This is a genomic window from Actinoplanes sp. CA-030573, from assembly GCF_050951115.1.
GTDB lineage: Bacteria > Actinomycetota > Actinomycetes > Mycobacteriales > Micromonosporaceae > Actinoplanes.
Window position 1 is genome coordinate 3,165,069 of sequence record NZ_CP192038.1, and the last position, 16,786, is coordinate 3,181,854.

Below are 16,786 nucleotides of genomic sequence, written 5' to 3' on the forward strand. Positions count from 1 at the left end.
CGGTAGACCCGGATACCCGCCTCGATATGGTCAGCGGCCATCGCGAGTGTCAGCGACAGCACCAAGCCCTTGCTGGCGCTGTAGAGTGCGCGATTTGGTAGTCCGGCTGTCGCCGCAATCGAATAGACGTTAACGATCGATGGGCTGGCCGACGCTTGCAGGTGTGGCATTGCCGCCCTGCATACGCGTGCGATGCCGATGACATTGACGTCGAGCACGTGCAGCCAATCCCGGTCGGTGTTGTCTTCCACCGTTCCTTGAGCGCCGATTCCCGCGCTGTTGACCAGCACATCGAGGCCACCCAGCCTCGCTACTGCCGCGCTTACGGCCGTTCGAACGGAATCGTCCGCCACGTCCATGGAGAAGTTGAGCGGCCGGGGATGACCGTCGTTGGGTCTGAGATCTAGACACGCGACCTGTGCTCCTCGGTCGGCGAGCACGGTCGCGGTGGCCAATCCGATGCCTGACGCGCCTCCGGTGACGATGGCGCGCAGGCCGGTGGGCTCACTCATGTGACTTCCACGCAGCGCCGTGTGGGTAGGCGTAGGCCGAGAGAACGTGTGGTGCGATAGTGGCGCTGAAACCGGGGGCGGTGGGCGCCATATAGCGGCCACCGCGGGTGATGACCGGATCGGTAAAGTGTTCGTGCAGGTGGTCGACGTACTCGATCGTCCGGTTCTCCATTGTCGCCGAGACCGCAACGAAGTCGAACATGGACAAATGTTGCACCAGTTCGCAAAGCCCTACGCCGCCCGCGTGCGGGCAGACGGGCACCCCGAATTTGGCCGCCAGCAGCAAGATGGCGATGTTCTCGTTCACGCCGCCCACACGTGCGGCATCCAACTGCAGGTAGGACAGCGCGTCTAGTTGGAGTAACTGCTTGAAGACGATGCGGTTCTGCACGTGCTCGCCGGTGGCGATGGCGATCGGGGCAACCGCGCGGGCGATGGCGCCGTGGCCGAGCACATCGTCGGGACTGGTTGGCTCCTCGACCCACCAAGGATCATAGGGCGCCAACGCCTCAATCCACGCGATCGCCTGGGAGATGTCCCATCGTTGGTTGGCGTCGACCGCTATCCGGATGGACGGTCCGCACACCTCCCGCGCGATCCTGAGCCTGCGGAGGTCGTCCTCTAGGTCGGCGCCGACCTTGAGTTTGATTTGAGCGAAGCCATCGTCAACCGCGGCGCGGCACAGTCGTCGCAATTTGTCGTCGTCGTACCCCAACCAGCCGGGAGTGGTGGTGTAAGCGGGATATCCCTCAGCGATCAGGATCTGCTCACGTTCGCCACGGGTCGGCACATTCTTGGTGAGGATGTCCAACGCTTCCGCCGGTGTGAGGGCATCGGTCAAGTATCGGAAGTCGATGAGCTTGACCAGTTCCTCGGGAGGCATGCGAGCGAGCAACTGCCACAGTGGCAGCCCGGCTCGCTTGGCCTTGAGATCCCACAGAGCGTTGATCACGGCGGACACAGCCATGTGGATGACGCCCTTTTCGGGACCCAGCCAGCGCAGCTGAGAGTCATGTACCAGGTCGCGCCAGACGGCGCCCAAGTCTGCCAGCGCCGGTTCGAGCCTCCGGCCAACAAGATAGGGACGCAGCGCGGAAATGGCTGCCGTTTGCACTTCGTTGCCACGACCGATGGTGAAGGCGAACCCGTGTCCCGTCGCTTGATCCGGCGCGTCGGTACTGATAATCACATAGGCCGCGGAGTAGTCCGGATCGGGATTCATGGCGTCGGATCCCAGCAGCTCTCGGGAGGTTGGGAAGCGAATATCGAGGCATTCGACCGCTGTGATTCTCGATGTGGTCATGAGGGTTTTACCTCCTGTCGTTGCCGGCCTAGGCCGTTGATATCGAGCTCCACCACGTCGCCGCTCCGCAGGTATGGATCCGGATCGGGCATGCCCAACGCGACACCCGCCGGGGTGCCGGTGTTGACCACGTGGTGGGGTGCAGGACCATGAACTGGCTGAGGCAGAGGGTGATCGGGGCTAGGCCGAAGGCCACGTGCCCGGCATTGCTTTGCTGCCGGAGAATTCCGTTCACCCATAGCCGGGTAGACAGCGCTTGAGGGCCGGTAATCTCGTCCGGGGTAACCGGCTACGGGCCGGGCGAGTTGAACGTCTCGCACGGTTTGCTGTTGTCCCACTGACCACCGCTCTCCGCTTGACACCCGCGCTTAGACCCGTCGTTCGAGATCGAGTAGCCACCGATACAGCCGATCGCCTCGTCGGTCGACTCGAGGTAGCGCGCAGTTCGGCCGACTACGATGGCCAGCTCCACTTCCTTGTCCGTCTCTATGCTCCGCCGCGGCGCCACTACGTCAATTGAAACATCTGATGAATATGGCGGAAGCTTTGACCGGAAAACGGCTTCTCCGGCACCGGCGGAGCCACCATCTGCGGCCTCTCCGATTACAAAACTTTATCGCTCGTCCTCTTACTCCGGAGCCGAAAAAGGACTTTTCGTACAGCTAAAAGACGATACAAGCCCTGTCCCCGCTCCGACGCGGAGTCGGTCAGCATCCTCGAGTACGGCAGGCATCTCCTGTCCGGCGGCTCGCGCTACCGGTAGCTTCATACATCGGATATCTATCAAGTAGTTGGGCCAAGCGCAATACGGTCCAGGTGGCCGACGCGTGCATCGTCCCGGCTATCGCAGCGAAACTCGAATCACCGACCGGCTTGCATACGCGATTTGCGGCGCATCCGGGCGGTGCCCAGGGCCCGGCGGAGACGGTAACGGCTCCAGCGCCACCCACCGAGCGTCGGGTAAGTCACACCGCCTCGTCACCGCGAAAGTGGCCGCGAGGTCTTCGATCTTAAGGTTCCTCATCGCTGACGAACCCTTAACTGGAGACGTAGTCGTCTAGAGATCACGAACACGCCACTTCGACGCACGGCCTAGTTTGACTTTAACCGGTGCGGCGGCATCTGCGTAATTTGACACAGTCGCCGCAGTCAAGGTTATGCCGGCGTGGATTGCCCGCGGTGGTGCACGACAGGACGGGTGGTCACTGTGGGAACCGGGCGCTGAGGGCTGGTCATCGGTGTTTCCTTCGAGCAGGCCGCGCACGAGCGCCGAAGCAGCAACGGCCGGCGCGGCGGGCGTTCACGTTACGGGCGTGGGCGCTGGCGTCGTACTCCGACCGGCGGGCGGCTGCTGTGGGGTCTCGACCACTACCCCGGGCGGTCGGCGATGACGGGGGCCTCCTCTTGGCGGGTCAGGCGGGACCGATGAGGGTGGAGATCGGCGGGACGAAGGGGGCCCTGACAATGTCATCAGCCATGCCGGCGGACAGGGCATATGGCTGTGCCGCCGGGCACAACAGCAGGGCAGCTCGAAGCTAGCGGCGATGCGTCGCCGCGCACCAGCTCCCGTCCGTCCTGGCGTCACGGTAGGTCTATCCCGAAATCGAATGGTTGGCTGGGCTGCAGGCGGGGCCGGTTAGGTCGCGGAACGCAGCCACGGACACAACAGACGAAGTCGGCAATGGGATGTTGGGCAACGCCGCCCGAACGTGTGTCAGGGTTTGGCAGCATGACCTCTGCCTGCTTCGTAGTGGCGCCGCTAGCTCTCGGCGAAGCAGGAAGGTGGCACTCGCCTCATGTCAGAAGCCGTGCCACCGGACGTCAGGCGGACCTTCAGGGATCAGCACCTGACCGCCTGACGTTTGAACATTTATGGTAATGAATCGAGGCTGTGGGTATCGGTGGCACCGTGTTGCTGGCAGCGTGGAGATCACTCCCGTGAGGCCTCCTGCACCAATGCGGGAGTCCCGGCGGCACGGTAACTCCGCCGAGCCGTGTCGCTGGGCCTAAGCTCCGCGCCGATCGGGGATGCTTCGGGCAACGAGGCCGGAAAGCGCCGCCGTCAAGACCGGGGGCTAGCAGGCTAGGCAACATGTCGCCCCAGGTGCCTTCCTGCCAGCACCGGAAAGCCAGGCGGCACGGCGCGACTGGCGGGTTGTGCCGTGCCGCCCGGCGCACCGGGCATAGCGGCCTGAAGCGACGCGGCGGCCTATGCGCTCGTTCAAGAGTCGGAATGGTGCGCACGCCTCACCTGTCCGACACCGTGTGACTCCCGGCGGCGGGAACCTGCCGGGGTGACCGGCGGCACAGCACGAAACGGTGTGTTAGGGCTGTGCCGCCGGGCGGAGTCACCTGCCGACGAGTTGGGAGTGGGCCGTGCCCTGCGGAACAGCGGAGGCCCCTCCTGCCGCGTGCTCAGCTTCGGTCGGCCTTGGAATTTTGCGCGGTGGTGGCCAGGCCCGTGGCGGTGTCGGAGTGCGGCCGAAGGAGATGCTTGACCGAATGTCCGCGGTGTCGGCTCCGGCTGAAAACTGACCACGTGGTTCCGGCTCAATCGGGACCACCTCCTGAAGCATCGGGAGGTGCTGAGCGTGGAGGACTGGGCGGAGATCCGGCGGCTGCGGCGGTCGGAAGGGATGGCGATCCAGGCCATCGCCCGGCGGTTGAAGATGTCTCGGAACACGGTGAAGAGGGCCCTGGCGAGTGACAGCCCGCCGCGGTATCACCGGGCGCCGGCGGGTTCGATCGTGGACGCGGTCGAACCACGGATCCGGGCGTTGCTGTCTGAGTTCCCGGAGATGCCGACCACGGTGATCATGGAGCGGGTCGGGTGGACCCGGGGCAAGACCGTGTTCTGTGATCGGGTGCAGCGGCTGCGGCCGCTGTTCTGGCCGCCGGATCCAGCGCAGCGCACCGAGTATCTGCCGGGCGAGCTGGCGCAATGCGATCTGTGGTTCCCGCCCGCGGACGTGCCGTTGGGCTTCGGTCAGGTCGGCCGGCCGCCGGTGCTGGTCATGGTCTGCGGCTACTCACGCTGGCTGGCGGCGACGATGATTCCGACCCGGCAATCGCCGGACCTGCTGGCCGGGCATTGGACGCTGCTGAGGCGGCTGGGGGCGGTGCCGAAGGCATTGGTCTGGGACAACGAGGCAGCGGTCGGGTCCTGGCGGGCGGGCCGGCCGCAGCTGACCGAGACGATGAACGCGTTCCGCGGTAGCCTCGGCATCCGGGTGATCCAGTGCCGGCCCGCCGACCCGGAGGCCAAAGGTCTGGTCGAGCGTGCCAACGGCTATCTGGAGACGTCGTTTCTGCCCGGCCGCTCGTTTGCCTCGCCCGCCGATTTCAACGCTCAGCTCGAGCAGTGGCTGGACCGGGCCAACCAGCGGGTCCACCGCCGGTTGCAGGCCCGCCCGGTCGACCGGATCGCCGCGGACCGGCAGGCCATGGTGACGTTGCCGCCGGTCGCCCCGGTGGTCGGCTGGCGGCTGTCGACCCGGCTCCCGCGAGACCATTACGTCCGCGTGGACGCCAACGACTACTCGGTGCACCCCTCGGCGATCGGTCGCCGCATCGACATCCACGCGGACACCGACCGGGTCGAGGTGTTCTGCGACGGACGGCCGGTCGCCGCCCATGGCCGCTGCTGGGCAGCGCATCAGAGCATCACCGACCCGCTGCACCGCGACGCCGCCACACTGCTGCGGGCCGCGCACCGCCTCACCGCCAAGGCGAGCCCGGTCCGGACCGCGGTCGAGCACCGGAATCTGTCCGACTACGACCGGCTGTTCGGCCTCGACAGCGAGGTGGCCTGATGGCCACCAAAGCCACCACCAGCCGCAAAGTCGCCTCGGAGATCGCGTTTCTGGCTCGCGCGATGAAAGCCCCATCTTTGGCCGCCTCCGTCGAACGCCTCGCCGAGCGGGCCCGCGCCGAGTCGTGGACGCACGAAGAGTTCCTGGCCGCCTGTCTGCAACGCGAGGTCGCTGCCCGCGAGTCCCACGGCGGGGAAGGCCGCATCCGGGCCGCCCGGTTCCCGGCCCGCAAGAGCCTCGAGGAGTTCGACTACGACCTAAGCGATCACTGAAACGCGATCAGATCGCCCATCCGGGCACCCTCGACTTCGTCACCGGCCGGGAGAACGTGGTGTTCCTCGGACCGCCCGGGACCGGGAAAACGCATCTGTCGATCGGGCTGGGCATTCGGGCCTGCCAGGCCGGGCACCGGGTCGCGTTCGCCACCGCCGCGCAATGGGTGTCCGGGCTGGCCGACGCTCACCAAGCCGGCACTCTGCAGGCCGAGCTGGTCAAACTCGGCCGGATCCCGCTGCTGATCATCGCGAGGTCGGCTACATCCCGTTCGAACCGGAAGCCGCCAACCTGTTCTCCCAACTGGTCTCATCCCGCTACGAACGCGCGTCGCTGATCGTCACGTCGAACAAGCCGTTCGGCCGGTGGGGTGAAGTCTTCGGCGACGACGTCGTCGCCGCAGCCATGATCGACCGCCTCGTCCACCACGCCGACGTGATCTCCATGAAAGGCGACAGCTACCGACTCAAAGACCGCGACCTCGGCCGCGTCCCCGCGGCCGGCAAGACCAACGACTAACTAACAGGGTGGTCCCGATTCGACCGGAACACGATGGTCAATATTCGGGCGGCGTTGACACGCGGGACATGCTTGACAGGCGGATCGCGGCGGAGAATTCGTCTGGGTCGGCTGTGCGAGCTCGGCGTTGCAGAGGAGTGATCTGGGTGTCGGTGGGCCTGACCCGATTCGACGGACAAGGTGATCATGCCCCGGATTCCCGGACCGGCGTGTTGGGAGACGGTGATCCTTCTTTCAACGAGAGGATCGCTCATGCCCAAGCCGTATCCGCCTCAGTTCCGCCGGAAGGCGTTGGATCTGCTTGCGTCGGGGCGCACCGTTCGTGACGTTGCGGCCGTCTTGCAGATCGCCGAGTCGTGCTTGTACCGGTGGAAGCAGCAGGATCTTGTCGATCGAGGCATCAAGCCCGGCCTCAGCGGAACCGAGGGCAAGGAACTTGCTGAGGCCAGACGCCGGATCCGTGACCTGGAAGAGGAACTGAAGATCCTGCGCAAGGCTGCCGCCGCTGTTGAGGAGGTGGTGCCCCCAAAAGTTCGCTACCGGCTCGTCGCCGAGCTGCACGCTGATGGCGTGCGAGTCGGGCGGGCCTGCCACGCTCTGGGTGTCTCCCGGTCGGGTTACCACGACTGGAAGACCCGGCCGCCGTCAGCGCGGCAGATCCGTCACGCCTGGTTGACCGATCTGATCGGCACCATCCATCAGGCGTCCCGGGCCGTCTATGGGGCTCCGCGCGTGCACGCCGAGCTGGTCCACGGCCACGGCGTGGTCGTCGGGCACAACACGGTCGGTCTGCTCATGCGCCGAGCCGGCTTGACCGGCCTGCCCAGGCCCCGCCGCGGGCTACGCATCAAGCGCCTGCCGACCGTGACCGATCTGGTGCGTCGTGACTTCCGCCGCGACGGCCCGAACCAGCTGTGGGTCACCGATATCACCGAACACCCCACCCGCGAAGGCAAGCTCTACTGCTGCGTGGTCCTCGACGCCTACTCACGCCGGGTCGTCGGCTGGGCCATCGATTCAAGCCAACGAGTCGATCTGGCCACCAACGCGCTGGGCATGGCCATCGACAGCCGCGGAGCCGTCGCCGGCGGCATCATTCACGGCGACCACGGAGTCCAGTTCACCTCTTGGGCCTCCACCGAACGCGCCCGCAAGGCCGGCCTGCTTCCATCTCTGGGCAGCGTCGGCGACCCCTACGACAACGCCCTGGTCGAGTCGTTCTGGGGCCGCATGCAAACCGAGCTGCTCGACCGGCAACGCTGGCGCACCCGGGTCGAACTCGCCAACGCGATCTTCGAGTACATCGAAGGTTTCCACAACCGACGCCGGCGCCACTCAGCCCTCGGCTGGCAAAGCCCCATAGACTTCGAAAACACCGCCACCCCTCGGACACCGTCTCTCTACGTTCCGGTCCAGCGAACCGGGGCATGATCATGTCCGTCAAAACGGGGCAGGCCCACAGTTGCTCTAACTGTGATGAACCGCGAAGGGGAGGTCAGGCGGCCGTGGCCTGGTCGCGGTGCCGGAGGGGCCAGACCACGCGGTCCCGGCCGCCGTTTTTGGCCGCGTACAGGTTGCGGTCGGCGGCGGACAGCAGGCCTAGCTGGGTCGGTTCGCTGGCGTCGGCCACGCCGGCCACGCCGATGCTGAGCGTGATCGGCAGGCCACGGGTGAGTGTCGCCCAGTCGTGCACGGCGATCGTCCGGCGGATCATGTCGAGGCGGTCGGCGGCCGCGGTGGCGGTCAGGTCGGGCAGCACCATCAGGAACTCCTCGCCGCCCATCCGGGCGACGAAGCCAGCCGGCGACACCGCAGCCAGTCCGCTCTCCAGCAGCCGGGCCACTTCCACCAGCACCCGATCGCCGACGTCGTGCGAGAGTTGGTCGTTGATCCGCTTGAAGTGGTCGAGGTCAACGAGCGCGATGGTGAGCTCGGAATCGTTGTCAATCAGCATTGGGAGTTGCTCGTCTATGTAGCGCCGGTTGCGCAGTCCGGTCAACGGGTCCCGGCGGGCCTGCTCGCGGAACCGCTCGGCTTCCTGCCGGGCCTCAGCAGTCTCGAACATCGCGTGCCGGGTACGGGCCTGCGCCTCGCGCTGCTGCGAATGCAGCCCGTGGTAGGCGGTGAAGAAACTCTTGTGCGCGGCGTACGCCTCGGCGAACTCGCCGCGGGCGGCGTGCAGATCAGCCTGTTCCTGATGCACTCGCACGAGCACCCCGCGGAGCCCGCGCTCGACACACAACCTGCGCGACTCTTCAAGGCTGTCCTGCGCCCGGTCATACGCCTGGAGCCCGCACTGGGCCCGGGCCAGGTTGAGCAGATACTCCGCCAGCTCGTCGGCGTCGTCGTGGCCGTCGCTGCCGTGCAAGGCTATGCAGGCCAACATGGTCTTCTCGGCTTCTGCGTACCGGCCGTTGCCGATCTCGATGGCGCCGATAGTATCGAGCAGACTGGCGTCGAGCTGGTAGTCGTGCGCCGCTGCATGCTCCTGCAGACGTACGGTGATCTGCTCCGCCCGCTCGTAATTGCCGGCACTGTACTCCGCGTAGGCGAAGTTGTTCAGCACGAACAGCAGCAGCAACGGCTTATCGAGCGTCACCGCGAGCCGGACGGCCTGTTCGAACCGGTGTCGGGCGGCCCCGATGGAGCCGCTGAAGGCCAGAGCATCGCCGAGCCTGGTTCGATGCCACACCTGCATGTGTTCTGTGGCGCTGTCGTCGAGCAGCTCGACGCTGAGCACCGCATGCTCGAGGCTCTGCGCCGCGTCACCGAGGTGCCGGTGGATCGTCGCCCACACCAGATGGCTGCGGGCGGTCAACTGCCGGGCGCCGTTCTTGACGGCCCACTGGTGCACCGGCCACATGCGGCGTGCGGCACCGGCCAGATCGCCGGAGCGCATGAGCAGGTTGGCCTGGCTGAGCCGGGCGCGGGTGACCAGCAGATCGTCGCCGAGCAAGCGGGCCTGCCGTTCGAGAACCACGGCGCGGTCAAGCATGGTCGACGGATCCCACTCGACCGCGTCTTCCAGCTCGAGCAGTGCGGCCGACAGCCGCTCGGTGTCCAGCGTCTGCACTTCTAGATCCATGTAGCCGCCTCCTTTTCCGCGTCACCGCGACACATCGACTGCGCCGGCCCAATGTTGAGGAACTGCGGAACTTCAGGGTACAAACAAGTTCAGCGCTCAGAGGGTTCACGGCAGCAGAGGGGTGTCGCGTGCGTTAGAATTGCGGCTTGTTGTTGACCGAGACCGCGACACTGGCGGTGGGGTTGTGGACCGGTCGCAGTGCCCGAAACGGCGCAGGAGTAAGACCGGCGTCCAGCTGCACCGGCCGTTAGCCGTCGTGGTCGAGCTGGCGAGTTCACCATCGATTCTGACTGAGTGGGCGCCGTAGAGTGCAGGTTATCGTGGTGAGTCGACCAGACGTGCGCCAGGACTTCGACGTTTATCACGCGTCTCTGTTGGCGCCGTGAAGCGACGGCCGGGAAATGGTACTGCGTCGACCACCGTACGATCGCGTTAGTGCGCTCCTGAACCTTACGGGAACGGCTGCTCACCCTCGTCGACTCCACCGCGAGCCTGTCAAGATCTTGTGTAAATGATCTTAAATGTGGGTCAGTTGATGTAAGGCCCGATGCGGTCCGGGTAGTGCAGGGCGAGGGCGCCGAGAGCTTGTCGCCAGCCTTGGACGACAGCGCGTTCGACTAGGTTCTGTCCCGCGGATCATGCGTAGCGATCATGGCTGGCTGTCGTTTAATCGGTGTGGCGCGTGGTGATCTGAGTAGCGAGGAGTGGGCTGTGCTGGAGCCGTTGCTGCCGGCGCAGCCCGTCCGGGGTGGGCAGTTGCGTGATCACCGGCAGGTCATCAACGCGATCTGCTGGGTTAAGCGCACCGGGTCCCCGTGGCGTGACCTGCCCGAGCGTTACGGGCCGTGGAAGACCGCACATCAACGTTTCACCCGGTGGGCGGCCGACGGTACCTGGGCTCGTATGAAGGCTCAGGTCATTGGGCTGGCCGGGCTCGACGATGATATCGACTGGAACGCCCAGGTCGACGCCACGATTGTGCGCACTCACCAGCACGCCGCGGGAGCCGCTAAAAGGGGCTGACCGTTGCCGAAACGCGGGCACGCGAGAGTATCGGCCGGTCCCGCGGCGGGCTGACCACCAAAATCCACACCCTGGCCGATGGCCGCGGCCGGTCGTTGGCCACGCTGATCACGCCCGGCCAGGCCGCCGACACCCGGCAGCTGATCCCACTGCTCGAGCAGGTCCGCGTCGCCCGGCCCGGTGGGATCGGGCGGCCCCGTTCCCGGCCCGCATCCGTGACCGGTGACAAGGCGTACTCGTCACGAGCGAACCGCCAGGCGTTGCGCGGCAAGCGGATCCGCACGACGATCCCGGAACCCAACGACCAGATCGCCAACCGGAAACGTCGCGGCTCACGCGGTGGCCGCCCACGCGCGTTCGATCCGGTCGCCTACCGGGACCGCAACCAGGTTGAACGCGGCTTCAACAGGCGCAAACACTGGCGCGGACTGGCCACCAGGTTCGACAAACTCGGCATCAACTATCAGGCCACCCTCGACCTGGTCGAACTGCTCGATTGGCTACGCGCCGTTCCCGACCGCCATGATCCGCGGGACAGAACCTAGGCGGGCGGTGGTGTCGGGTGCTTCGTGACCCGCAAGCGTCGTGCGTGATGTTTCCGTGGCCGAGGATTAACGGCGGCAACGCGGATCACTCCGACGGCGAAATACCGGTGCGGTTGCGCCGCGGATCGTGGCGCGCGATTCGGCGCAAGGCCAGCCGGACCCGAATACCTATCATCTTTGGGCGCCATCCACTAGGCACGCGAGGTGATCTGCGCATTTATCGATAGGCGTCCAACGCGCCGCGCCCAATACGAAGCGGTGGAACATCGAGCACGACTGGTGAGCATATCCAAAACTAGATCTGCATGATCGCCCGGCGTGTCCCGCGGTTCCTCGGCCAGCCGTTCTGCGTGTGGCCGTTGATTGGTCCATTCCGATCAACCGCCGGCTGTAGCCGACCTGGTGTCCGGAACGCCCGTGACGCGCCAGATGGCGCTCGCTGCGTGGAAGTGGCGCAGAACCCCAATAGAAGGGTGGCCTCTCACAGCTCAACTTCATAAGGGTCCTGCGCCGACGATGAGTGTCACATATTCCGCTGTCCTGCCGGTACGCGAACACACCGTGGACGTGCTGGCCGGGCTGTTGACCATGGAACGAGCCCGCCGGGGCACCCGGACGGGAACCCGCGCGCTGACCTGCCGTGACCAGGCGATCCTGGTCCTACGCTGGCTGCTCGACGGCACTCGGACGCGGCAACTCGCGCGCGACAATGCGATCAGCGCGTCGACCGGCTACGACCATCTGCACGAGGGCATCGACGTGCTCGCCGCCCGAGCACCGAGCCTGCACGGCGCCCTGCTCGCCGCGAAAGCCGCCGGCCACGACTACGTGAACATCGACGGGATCCTGGTCGAGACCGACCGCTGTCGCACTCCAGACCCGACCGCCTGCTGTCACCGCGCACCCGCAAGCGCTACCAGCAGATCCACCAACTGCTCGAGCAAGGAGCCACCATCCGGGAGATCGCCCGCAAACTCGGCCTGGCCCGCGCAACCGTGCGCCGGTTCGCCCGCGCCACCAGCATCGACGAACTCCTCGCCAAGCCCCCACCCCGGACGCCCACGCGTCCCCGACGACCACGCCGCCTACCCACGCGCGCGCCTGGGCGCCGGTGTCACCAACGCCGCCACGTTACGCGCCGAGCTGCGCGAGCGCGGCTACCGCGGCAGCCCGACCACCATGCGCACCTACCTACGGCCGCTCCGAGCAGCCGCCGGCCGGCCACCGACGCCACCACGGCCACCGAAGACCCGCCAGCTGACCAGCTGGCTGCTCACCCACCCCGACCGGCTCGCCCACGACGACCGCGACCAACTCGCCCGAGCTCGTGCCGCCTACCCACATCTCGACGCCCTGACCAACCACGTCACCGCTTTCGCCGAAATCCTGACCGCCCAACAAGGACAGCGACTCAACGACCGGATCACCGCCGTCGAAGCCGACGACCAACCCGACCTGCACTCCCTTACCGCCGGCCTGCGCCGCGACCACGACCAGGTCGTCAACGGGCTGACCATGACCTACAACTCGGGCGTGGTCGAAGGACACGTCAACCGCATCAAAATAATCAAGCGCCAGATGCACGGCCGCGCCAACCTCGACCTGCTAAGCAAACAAATCCTTCTCGCCTGAACGGGTCAATCTCGATCACGGAAAGTGGGTCAGATCCAGTTTTCAGCCGTCGTTGGCAGACGGCGCCCCCATCTACCTGATCCTGGACAACCTGTCCGTACACAAGGGCGCCAAGATCCGCGCCCGAGCCCTGCGGAACAGGGTCGAGCCATATTCACCCCGACGCATGCACCGTGGGCCACCCGACCGAGGCCCAGTTCCTCCCGCTACGCACCCCTGAACGCGCCCGCACCCACAGCCAACGACAAAGACGCTGGGGCCAACCCGCCCTCCGGGCAGCCTGACCCCAACATCTCAAACCTTCTTGGTCAGGGCACTAGCTTCAGCCGCGGACCCGCCCGCTGCCTGGCCCTCGCTCACTGCAGGCTGGTCACGGGTTCCACCGTTGAAGTGAGCTATTGAGGTCGCAGCGGCGAATGTCGGTGTTGGCATAGCCACCAACGGCCAGGTATTTCAGGCAGCCGTGCCTTCCCCGCTGAATCCAAGCGCCGTTGGACTTAAGGAGGACTTGCGTCGAGCTGACGAAGAATACCTCCCAGCGGTCGTTGCCCATGGTCAAGGAGCAGGCCCCGTGGAAAATGTAGCCCTCGGCGCCGTTGTCACCACGGACCAGGCATTTTCCGGTCGCCCTATTTCTCAGCCGCCAGAGCGGATGGCCGTTCAACGAGCCAGCGGTGATGACCTGCCAGTCGCGCCTGGTGGTCGGCGTGGTGCTACAAGAGTTCGCGCGGACATCGAACCCGTCCGCCGGGTTGACCCGCAGGCAGAGGCCGGCGCCAAGCGTCTTGAAATGCCGGTAACTGACGGCCTGCGCCGGCGTTCCGAGGAGCAAGATCAGCACGATGGCGGCGGTCAGGGCAGCGGCGACCAGTTTGACTGCGCTGGTGCGCGACGCGGGTGGCATGCCGTTCTTCGCCCAAGGCTCGACGAGGTGGTTAGTTTTCATGCAGGGAAGCGTGCGCAAACACAAGTTCTAATCATAGTTGTCAGCCATCCACACACGTTGTCACGATTCATGCCGCCGCGGCGATTGTTTCGAGTTGTTGAATACACTTTCCGTCCGACAAGCAAATTCGCGACTACATCACCTTTGCGCGGGAAGCATGACGAAGTCTGGGTCGAGAGAAATTCCGAGATCACCCACTGTCACGTCCAGCGCTTCAGCGAGCAAGTGCCGGTTGTACTGGTCGGGAATCAAGTGATCACCCTCCCACTTGCTGATCATCTTCACGAGCGACTCGGGTCTTGCCGCCCCCTGGTAGCGCACCGCGACTTCAACCAAGCGATGCGCCAACTTGGCCTGCGACCAGCCGCGTTGCATCCGAGCGCGCCGAAGGCGCCGCCCGAAGCTGAAGTTTTGTGTTGGGGTCTGTTTGACGTCGGCAGAACCGACGGGCCCATGCTCCATAAGAATTGATACTTCCTCGTGGTGTCGGCGGCCGACGACGTGCCGGCTGGGACAAATAGGGCGGCACCTCCGTGGACACGACGTCGAGCCCGGCCCGGCCACCGAACCCCCGGCGGCCAGAAAGGATCCCAACCTGCTCGTGCGCCGTCCGGTTTACAGCATGGCTAGGCTCAGCGCTACCACGACGGCAGAGCGCTGTTGAAGCCGCGCCACAGTCGTTGCGCAAGAGAAACTGCGCATAACGTCCCGCGACCCCTCATCCGCCTCGAGACGGCTCCTCGAGCCCAGTCGGCCTCGCTGACTTCAGCCGTCAACATTACGACGATCAATTAACATGCGGCTGAGCAGCCAGGGGGCATTCGTCGGCAAAGCAGGCGTTGAGAATTGTTTCATCGATGACAAATTGTCGGCACATACCGCTACCATGTGGTCTTCGATTCGGAGGTATGTTCGCCACTGAGACGGGGATCTTGCATGGGCCTTTCACGCCAGGACATGATCACTGAAATCGTGAGACACAGATCGTACGGGCCGATCCTGCGCGTCCTTGCGGCAGGGCCCAGGGGATACGCCAAGATCCGGGTCGCACTCGCGGGCTTGAACTATGCGCCGGGCGACGGACAGATCAGCGCTAGCCTGAGCTCCTTACGCTCCCTCGGACTGATCGAGCAGCGGAAAGGTCCTGACGGGCGGCGACTTCTCTGGACGCTCACGGAGCAAGGCACGATCGCCGTCAAGCTCCTCGACGCTATCGTGAACCCTGAGGGATCTGGCGAGGTATGCGAAGCCGATCAGCGACCGGGGCAGGCGCGCAACAGCCATCTCGACTCGTCGACCGCGCACCCCGCTCGGCGCTACAACTACTGGCTCGGCAGCAAGGACAACTTCGCTGTCGACCGCGAATCCGGTGACCTTCTCGAGAGGGCACATCCAGCCGTACGGGTCTCGACGCACGAGAACCGGGCGTTTTTGCAGCGAGTAGTCGGCTTTCTGACCAGCGAAGCCGGCATCGACCAGTTCTTGGACATCGGTAGCGGCCTGCCTACCGCCGACAACACGCACCAGGTGGCTCAACGGCTCAACCCGCGCAGCGCGATCGTCTATGTCGACAACGACCCCATGGTGATGACTCACGCCCGTGCGCTGCTGACGAGCACAGCGCAGGGTCATTCGTGCTACATCGAAGAGGACCTCCGAGATCCGGAGAGGATTCTCAACCACCCCGATCTGCGGGCGACCCTAGATCTTGATCGTCCAGTCGCGCTGATTCTGGCCGCGGTACTACATTTCCTGCCGGACCACGAAAAGGCGAGTGCGGTTGTGAAACGACTGGTCGACGCGCTCCCATCCGGGAGTTACCTGGCGGCGTCCCACTTCACGCTCGACTACAGCCCGCCGGGGCAGGTCGCGCTCTATCGGACGATGGTCGCCGTCGGCAAGAACGACGGATATGCCCGGTCCGCGAGCGAGTTCGGCGAGTTTTTCACCGGCTTGGAACTGCTCGAGCCTCAAATCGTGCCGGTCTCCGACTGGCGCCCGAAAGCCATATCTCGGCAGCGGCCAACTGCTCGAGAGGTCGCAATGTTCTGCGCTGTCGGCCGCAAGCGTTGACCGTGTCCACGGATCGACCCACACCTCCGCGGTGCGGCGGTGCGGCGGTGCAGCGGTACGGCGGTACGGCGGTACGGCGGTACGGCGGTACGGCGGTACGGCGGTACGGCGTATCAAGTCGACGAACGTCAACGCCTTCATCTCGGAGTTAGTAGTCGAGGTGTAGGCGCAGCGAAGGAGGGGTCGAGGCCACCGGCGTTCTGCAGCCTGTGCTCGAAGGAGTGGTTGATGACAAGCACTCTGTCACGCGCTGATGTCGGCCGAGGCCGCCGCGAGGTGCCGCTCGCGCAAGGCCCGGATTTGGGCGAGGAAGCCGTGGCTGGAACCAGCCGAATCGCAACGGATCAGGATCGGGGTGCCGTAACGGTGTGCGTCGGGGATCTGGGCGAGGGCATGGTCGAGCACGGTGATGTGGTCGGCGGTGGTGTTGGAGCCGGCCCGGCCTTCGCGCAGCAGCACGGCGAGGGCTTCGCCGGTGTTGTCCAGAAAGCACAGCAGCGGGTGGAAGCCGAACGTTTTCTTCCAGGTCCGGGTCGCTGACTCCTTCTCCGAGTGGCAGATCACGATGGTGGCGTCGATGTCCAAGACCAAGCCGTCGACCGGGCGGCCCGCCACTGCTGGTTGCGGGAGGTCGCCGCGGACCTCGGCGTGCTGGGCCCAGGCGACTTCGCGGGCGTCGGCTCGGGGGGACCGCAGCTCGGCGAGGGCTGCCTCGTTGAGCTGTGACAACAGCCGCCAGGCGGTCGGGTCGGACGCGACCGGACCGAACAGGCCCGGCTGGTCTCGCAGCACCGACAGATCGGCGATGGCCTCACCACCGTCGGCCAGCATGACGGCGAGATCGACCGCGATCCGGCCCGGGTCGTGACCGCCCTGCCGTTGCCGCACGTCTGCCAGCGCCTGACTGAACGCACTGGTCAGGCCCGTCGCGTCGGCGAGATCAGCGAGCAGACGGGCACCGGCATGACCGACCACGCCCCGCCCGTCCCCAGACACCATGATCTTCGGACGTGTTGCGGTAGCCTGCACCCAGCAAGTGCCTTCCGTGACAGGAATATCGGAC

General features: G+C 65.6%; 11 protein-coding genes and 4 pseudogenes. 7 read left to right on the forward strand and 8 right to left on the reverse strand.

The window, feature by feature from the left end; genetic code table 11:
* Window positions 1-14: 14 nt before the first annotated feature.
* From ACQP2F_RS14775 to ACQP2F_RS14790, 4 genes and pseudogenes are all read right to left on the reverse strand, one after another.
* Window positions 15-512 (reverse strand): annotated as a pseudogene (locus tag ACQP2F_RS14775) (SDR family NAD(P)-dependent oxidoreductase); the annotation flags it as partial.
* Window positions 505-1,815: an enolase C-terminal domain-like protein gene (locus ACQP2F_RS14780; protein WP_433304363.1), complete on the reverse strand. Its 1,311-nt coding sequence runs from the start codon at window positions 1,813-1,815 to the stop codon at window positions 505-507. The gene ACQP2F_RS14780 and the pseudogene ACQP2F_RS14775, both read right to left, overlap by 8 nt.
* Window positions 1,812-2,054, reverse strand: coding sequence for a fumarylacetoacetate hydrolase family protein (locus tag ACQP2F_RS14785; protein WP_433304364.1), 243 nt, complete (start codon window positions 2,052-2,054; stop codon window positions 1,812-1,814). Before ACQP2F_RS14785 ends, ACQP2F_RS14780 begins: the two co-directional genes overlap by 4 nt.
* Window positions 2,055-2,104: 50 nt before the next feature.
* Complete coding sequence (locus tag ACQP2F_RS14790; RefSeq protein WP_433304365.1) at window positions 2,105-2,323, reverse strand: fumarylacetoacetate hydrolase family protein; 219 nt, start codon at window positions 2,321-2,323, stop codon at window positions 2,105-2,107.
* 2,074 nt (window positions 2,324-4,397) lie between these two features.
* Here ACQP2F_RS14790 and istA point away from each other — a divergent pair.
* The 3 genes and pseudogenes from istA to ACQP2F_RS14805 all read left to right on the forward strand — a co-directional run bounded on the left by istA (window position 4,398) and on the right by ACQP2F_RS14805 (window position 7,850).
* Window positions 4,398-5,627, forward strand: a complete 1,230-nt coding sequence (gene istA, locus ACQP2F_RS14795) for an IS21 family transposase (protein ID WP_433304367.1) — start codon at window positions 4,398-4,400, stop codon at window positions 5,625-5,627.
* Window positions 5,627-6,419: pseudogene (gene istB / locus ACQP2F_RS14800) on the forward strand (IS21-like element helper ATPase IstB). Before istA ends, istB begins: the two are co-directional and overlap by 1 nt.
* A gap of 252 nt (window positions 6,420-6,671) precedes the next feature.
* The gene (locus ACQP2F_RS14805; protein ID WP_433304369.1) at window positions 6,672-7,850 is read left to right on the forward strand and encodes an IS3 family transposase; all 1,179 of its coding nucleotides are present in this window, start codon (window positions 6,672-6,674) and stop codon (window positions 7,848-7,850) included.
* Window positions 7,851-7,914: 64 nt separating this feature from the next.
* Here ACQP2F_RS14805 and ACQP2F_RS14810 read toward each other — a convergent pair whose 3' ends face one another.
* A complete protein-coding gene (locus ACQP2F_RS14810) occupies window positions 7,915-9,492 on the reverse strand; it encodes a diguanylate cyclase (protein ID WP_433304370.1) in 1,578 nt (525 codons plus the stop codon).
* A gap of 687 nt (window positions 9,493-10,179) precedes the next feature.
* On the opposite strand from ACQP2F_RS14810, the gene ACQP2F_RS14815 reads away from it, so the two are divergent.
* From ACQP2F_RS14815 to ACQP2F_RS14825, 3 genes and pseudogenes are all read left to right on the forward strand, one after another.
* Window positions 10,180-11,072, forward strand: a protein-coding gene (locus tag ACQP2F_RS14815) for an IS5 family transposase (RefSeq protein ID WP_433304372.1) whose coding sequence is annotated in 2 segments (ribosomal slippage) — window positions 10,180-10,522 and window positions 10,522-11,072 — 894 coding nt in all. Because the reading frame shifts where the segments join, the coding sequence is not laid out codon by codon here.
* Between the two features lie 516 nt (window positions 11,073-11,588).
* Window positions 11,589-11,960 (forward strand): annotated as a pseudogene (locus ACQP2F_RS14820) (IS5/IS1182 family transposase); the annotation flags it as partial.
* Window positions 11,961-12,251: 291 nt separating this feature from the next.
* Entirely contained in the window at window positions 12,252-12,704 is a 453-nt protein-coding gene (locus tag ACQP2F_RS14825) for a transposase (protein ID WP_433307495.1), read from the forward strand.
* A gap of 370 nt (window positions 12,705-13,074) precedes the next feature.
* On the opposite strand, the gene ACQP2F_RS14830 is transcribed toward ACQP2F_RS14825, so the two are convergent.
* Window positions 13,075-13,650 carry a hypothetical protein gene (locus ACQP2F_RS14830; protein ID WP_433304373.1) on the reverse strand — a complete coding sequence of 192 codons (576 nt, stop codon included), beginning with the start codon at window positions 13,648-13,650 and terminating at the stop codon, window positions 13,075-13,077.
* Between the two features lie 138 nt (window positions 13,651-13,788).
* Window positions 13,789-14,025: a hypothetical protein gene (locus ACQP2F_RS14835; RefSeq protein ID WP_433304374.1), complete on the reverse strand. Its 237-nt coding sequence runs from the start codon at window positions 14,023-14,025 to the stop codon at window positions 13,789-13,791.
* 561 nt (window positions 14,026-14,586) lie between these two features.
* On the opposite strand from ACQP2F_RS14835, the gene ACQP2F_RS14840 reads away from it, so the two are divergent.
* Window positions 14,587-15,723, forward strand: a complete 1,137-nt coding sequence (locus ACQP2F_RS14840) for an SAM-dependent methyltransferase (RefSeq protein ID WP_433304376.1) — start codon at window positions 14,587-14,589, stop codon at window positions 15,721-15,723.
* A 273-nt stretch (window positions 15,724-15,996) separates the two neighbouring features.
* Here the strand turns inward: ACQP2F_RS14840 and ACQP2F_RS14845 are convergent.
* A pseudogene (locus ACQP2F_RS14845) lies at window positions 15,997-16,722 on the reverse strand (transposase); the annotation flags it as partial.
* Window positions 16,723-16,786: the final 64 nt, after the last annotated feature.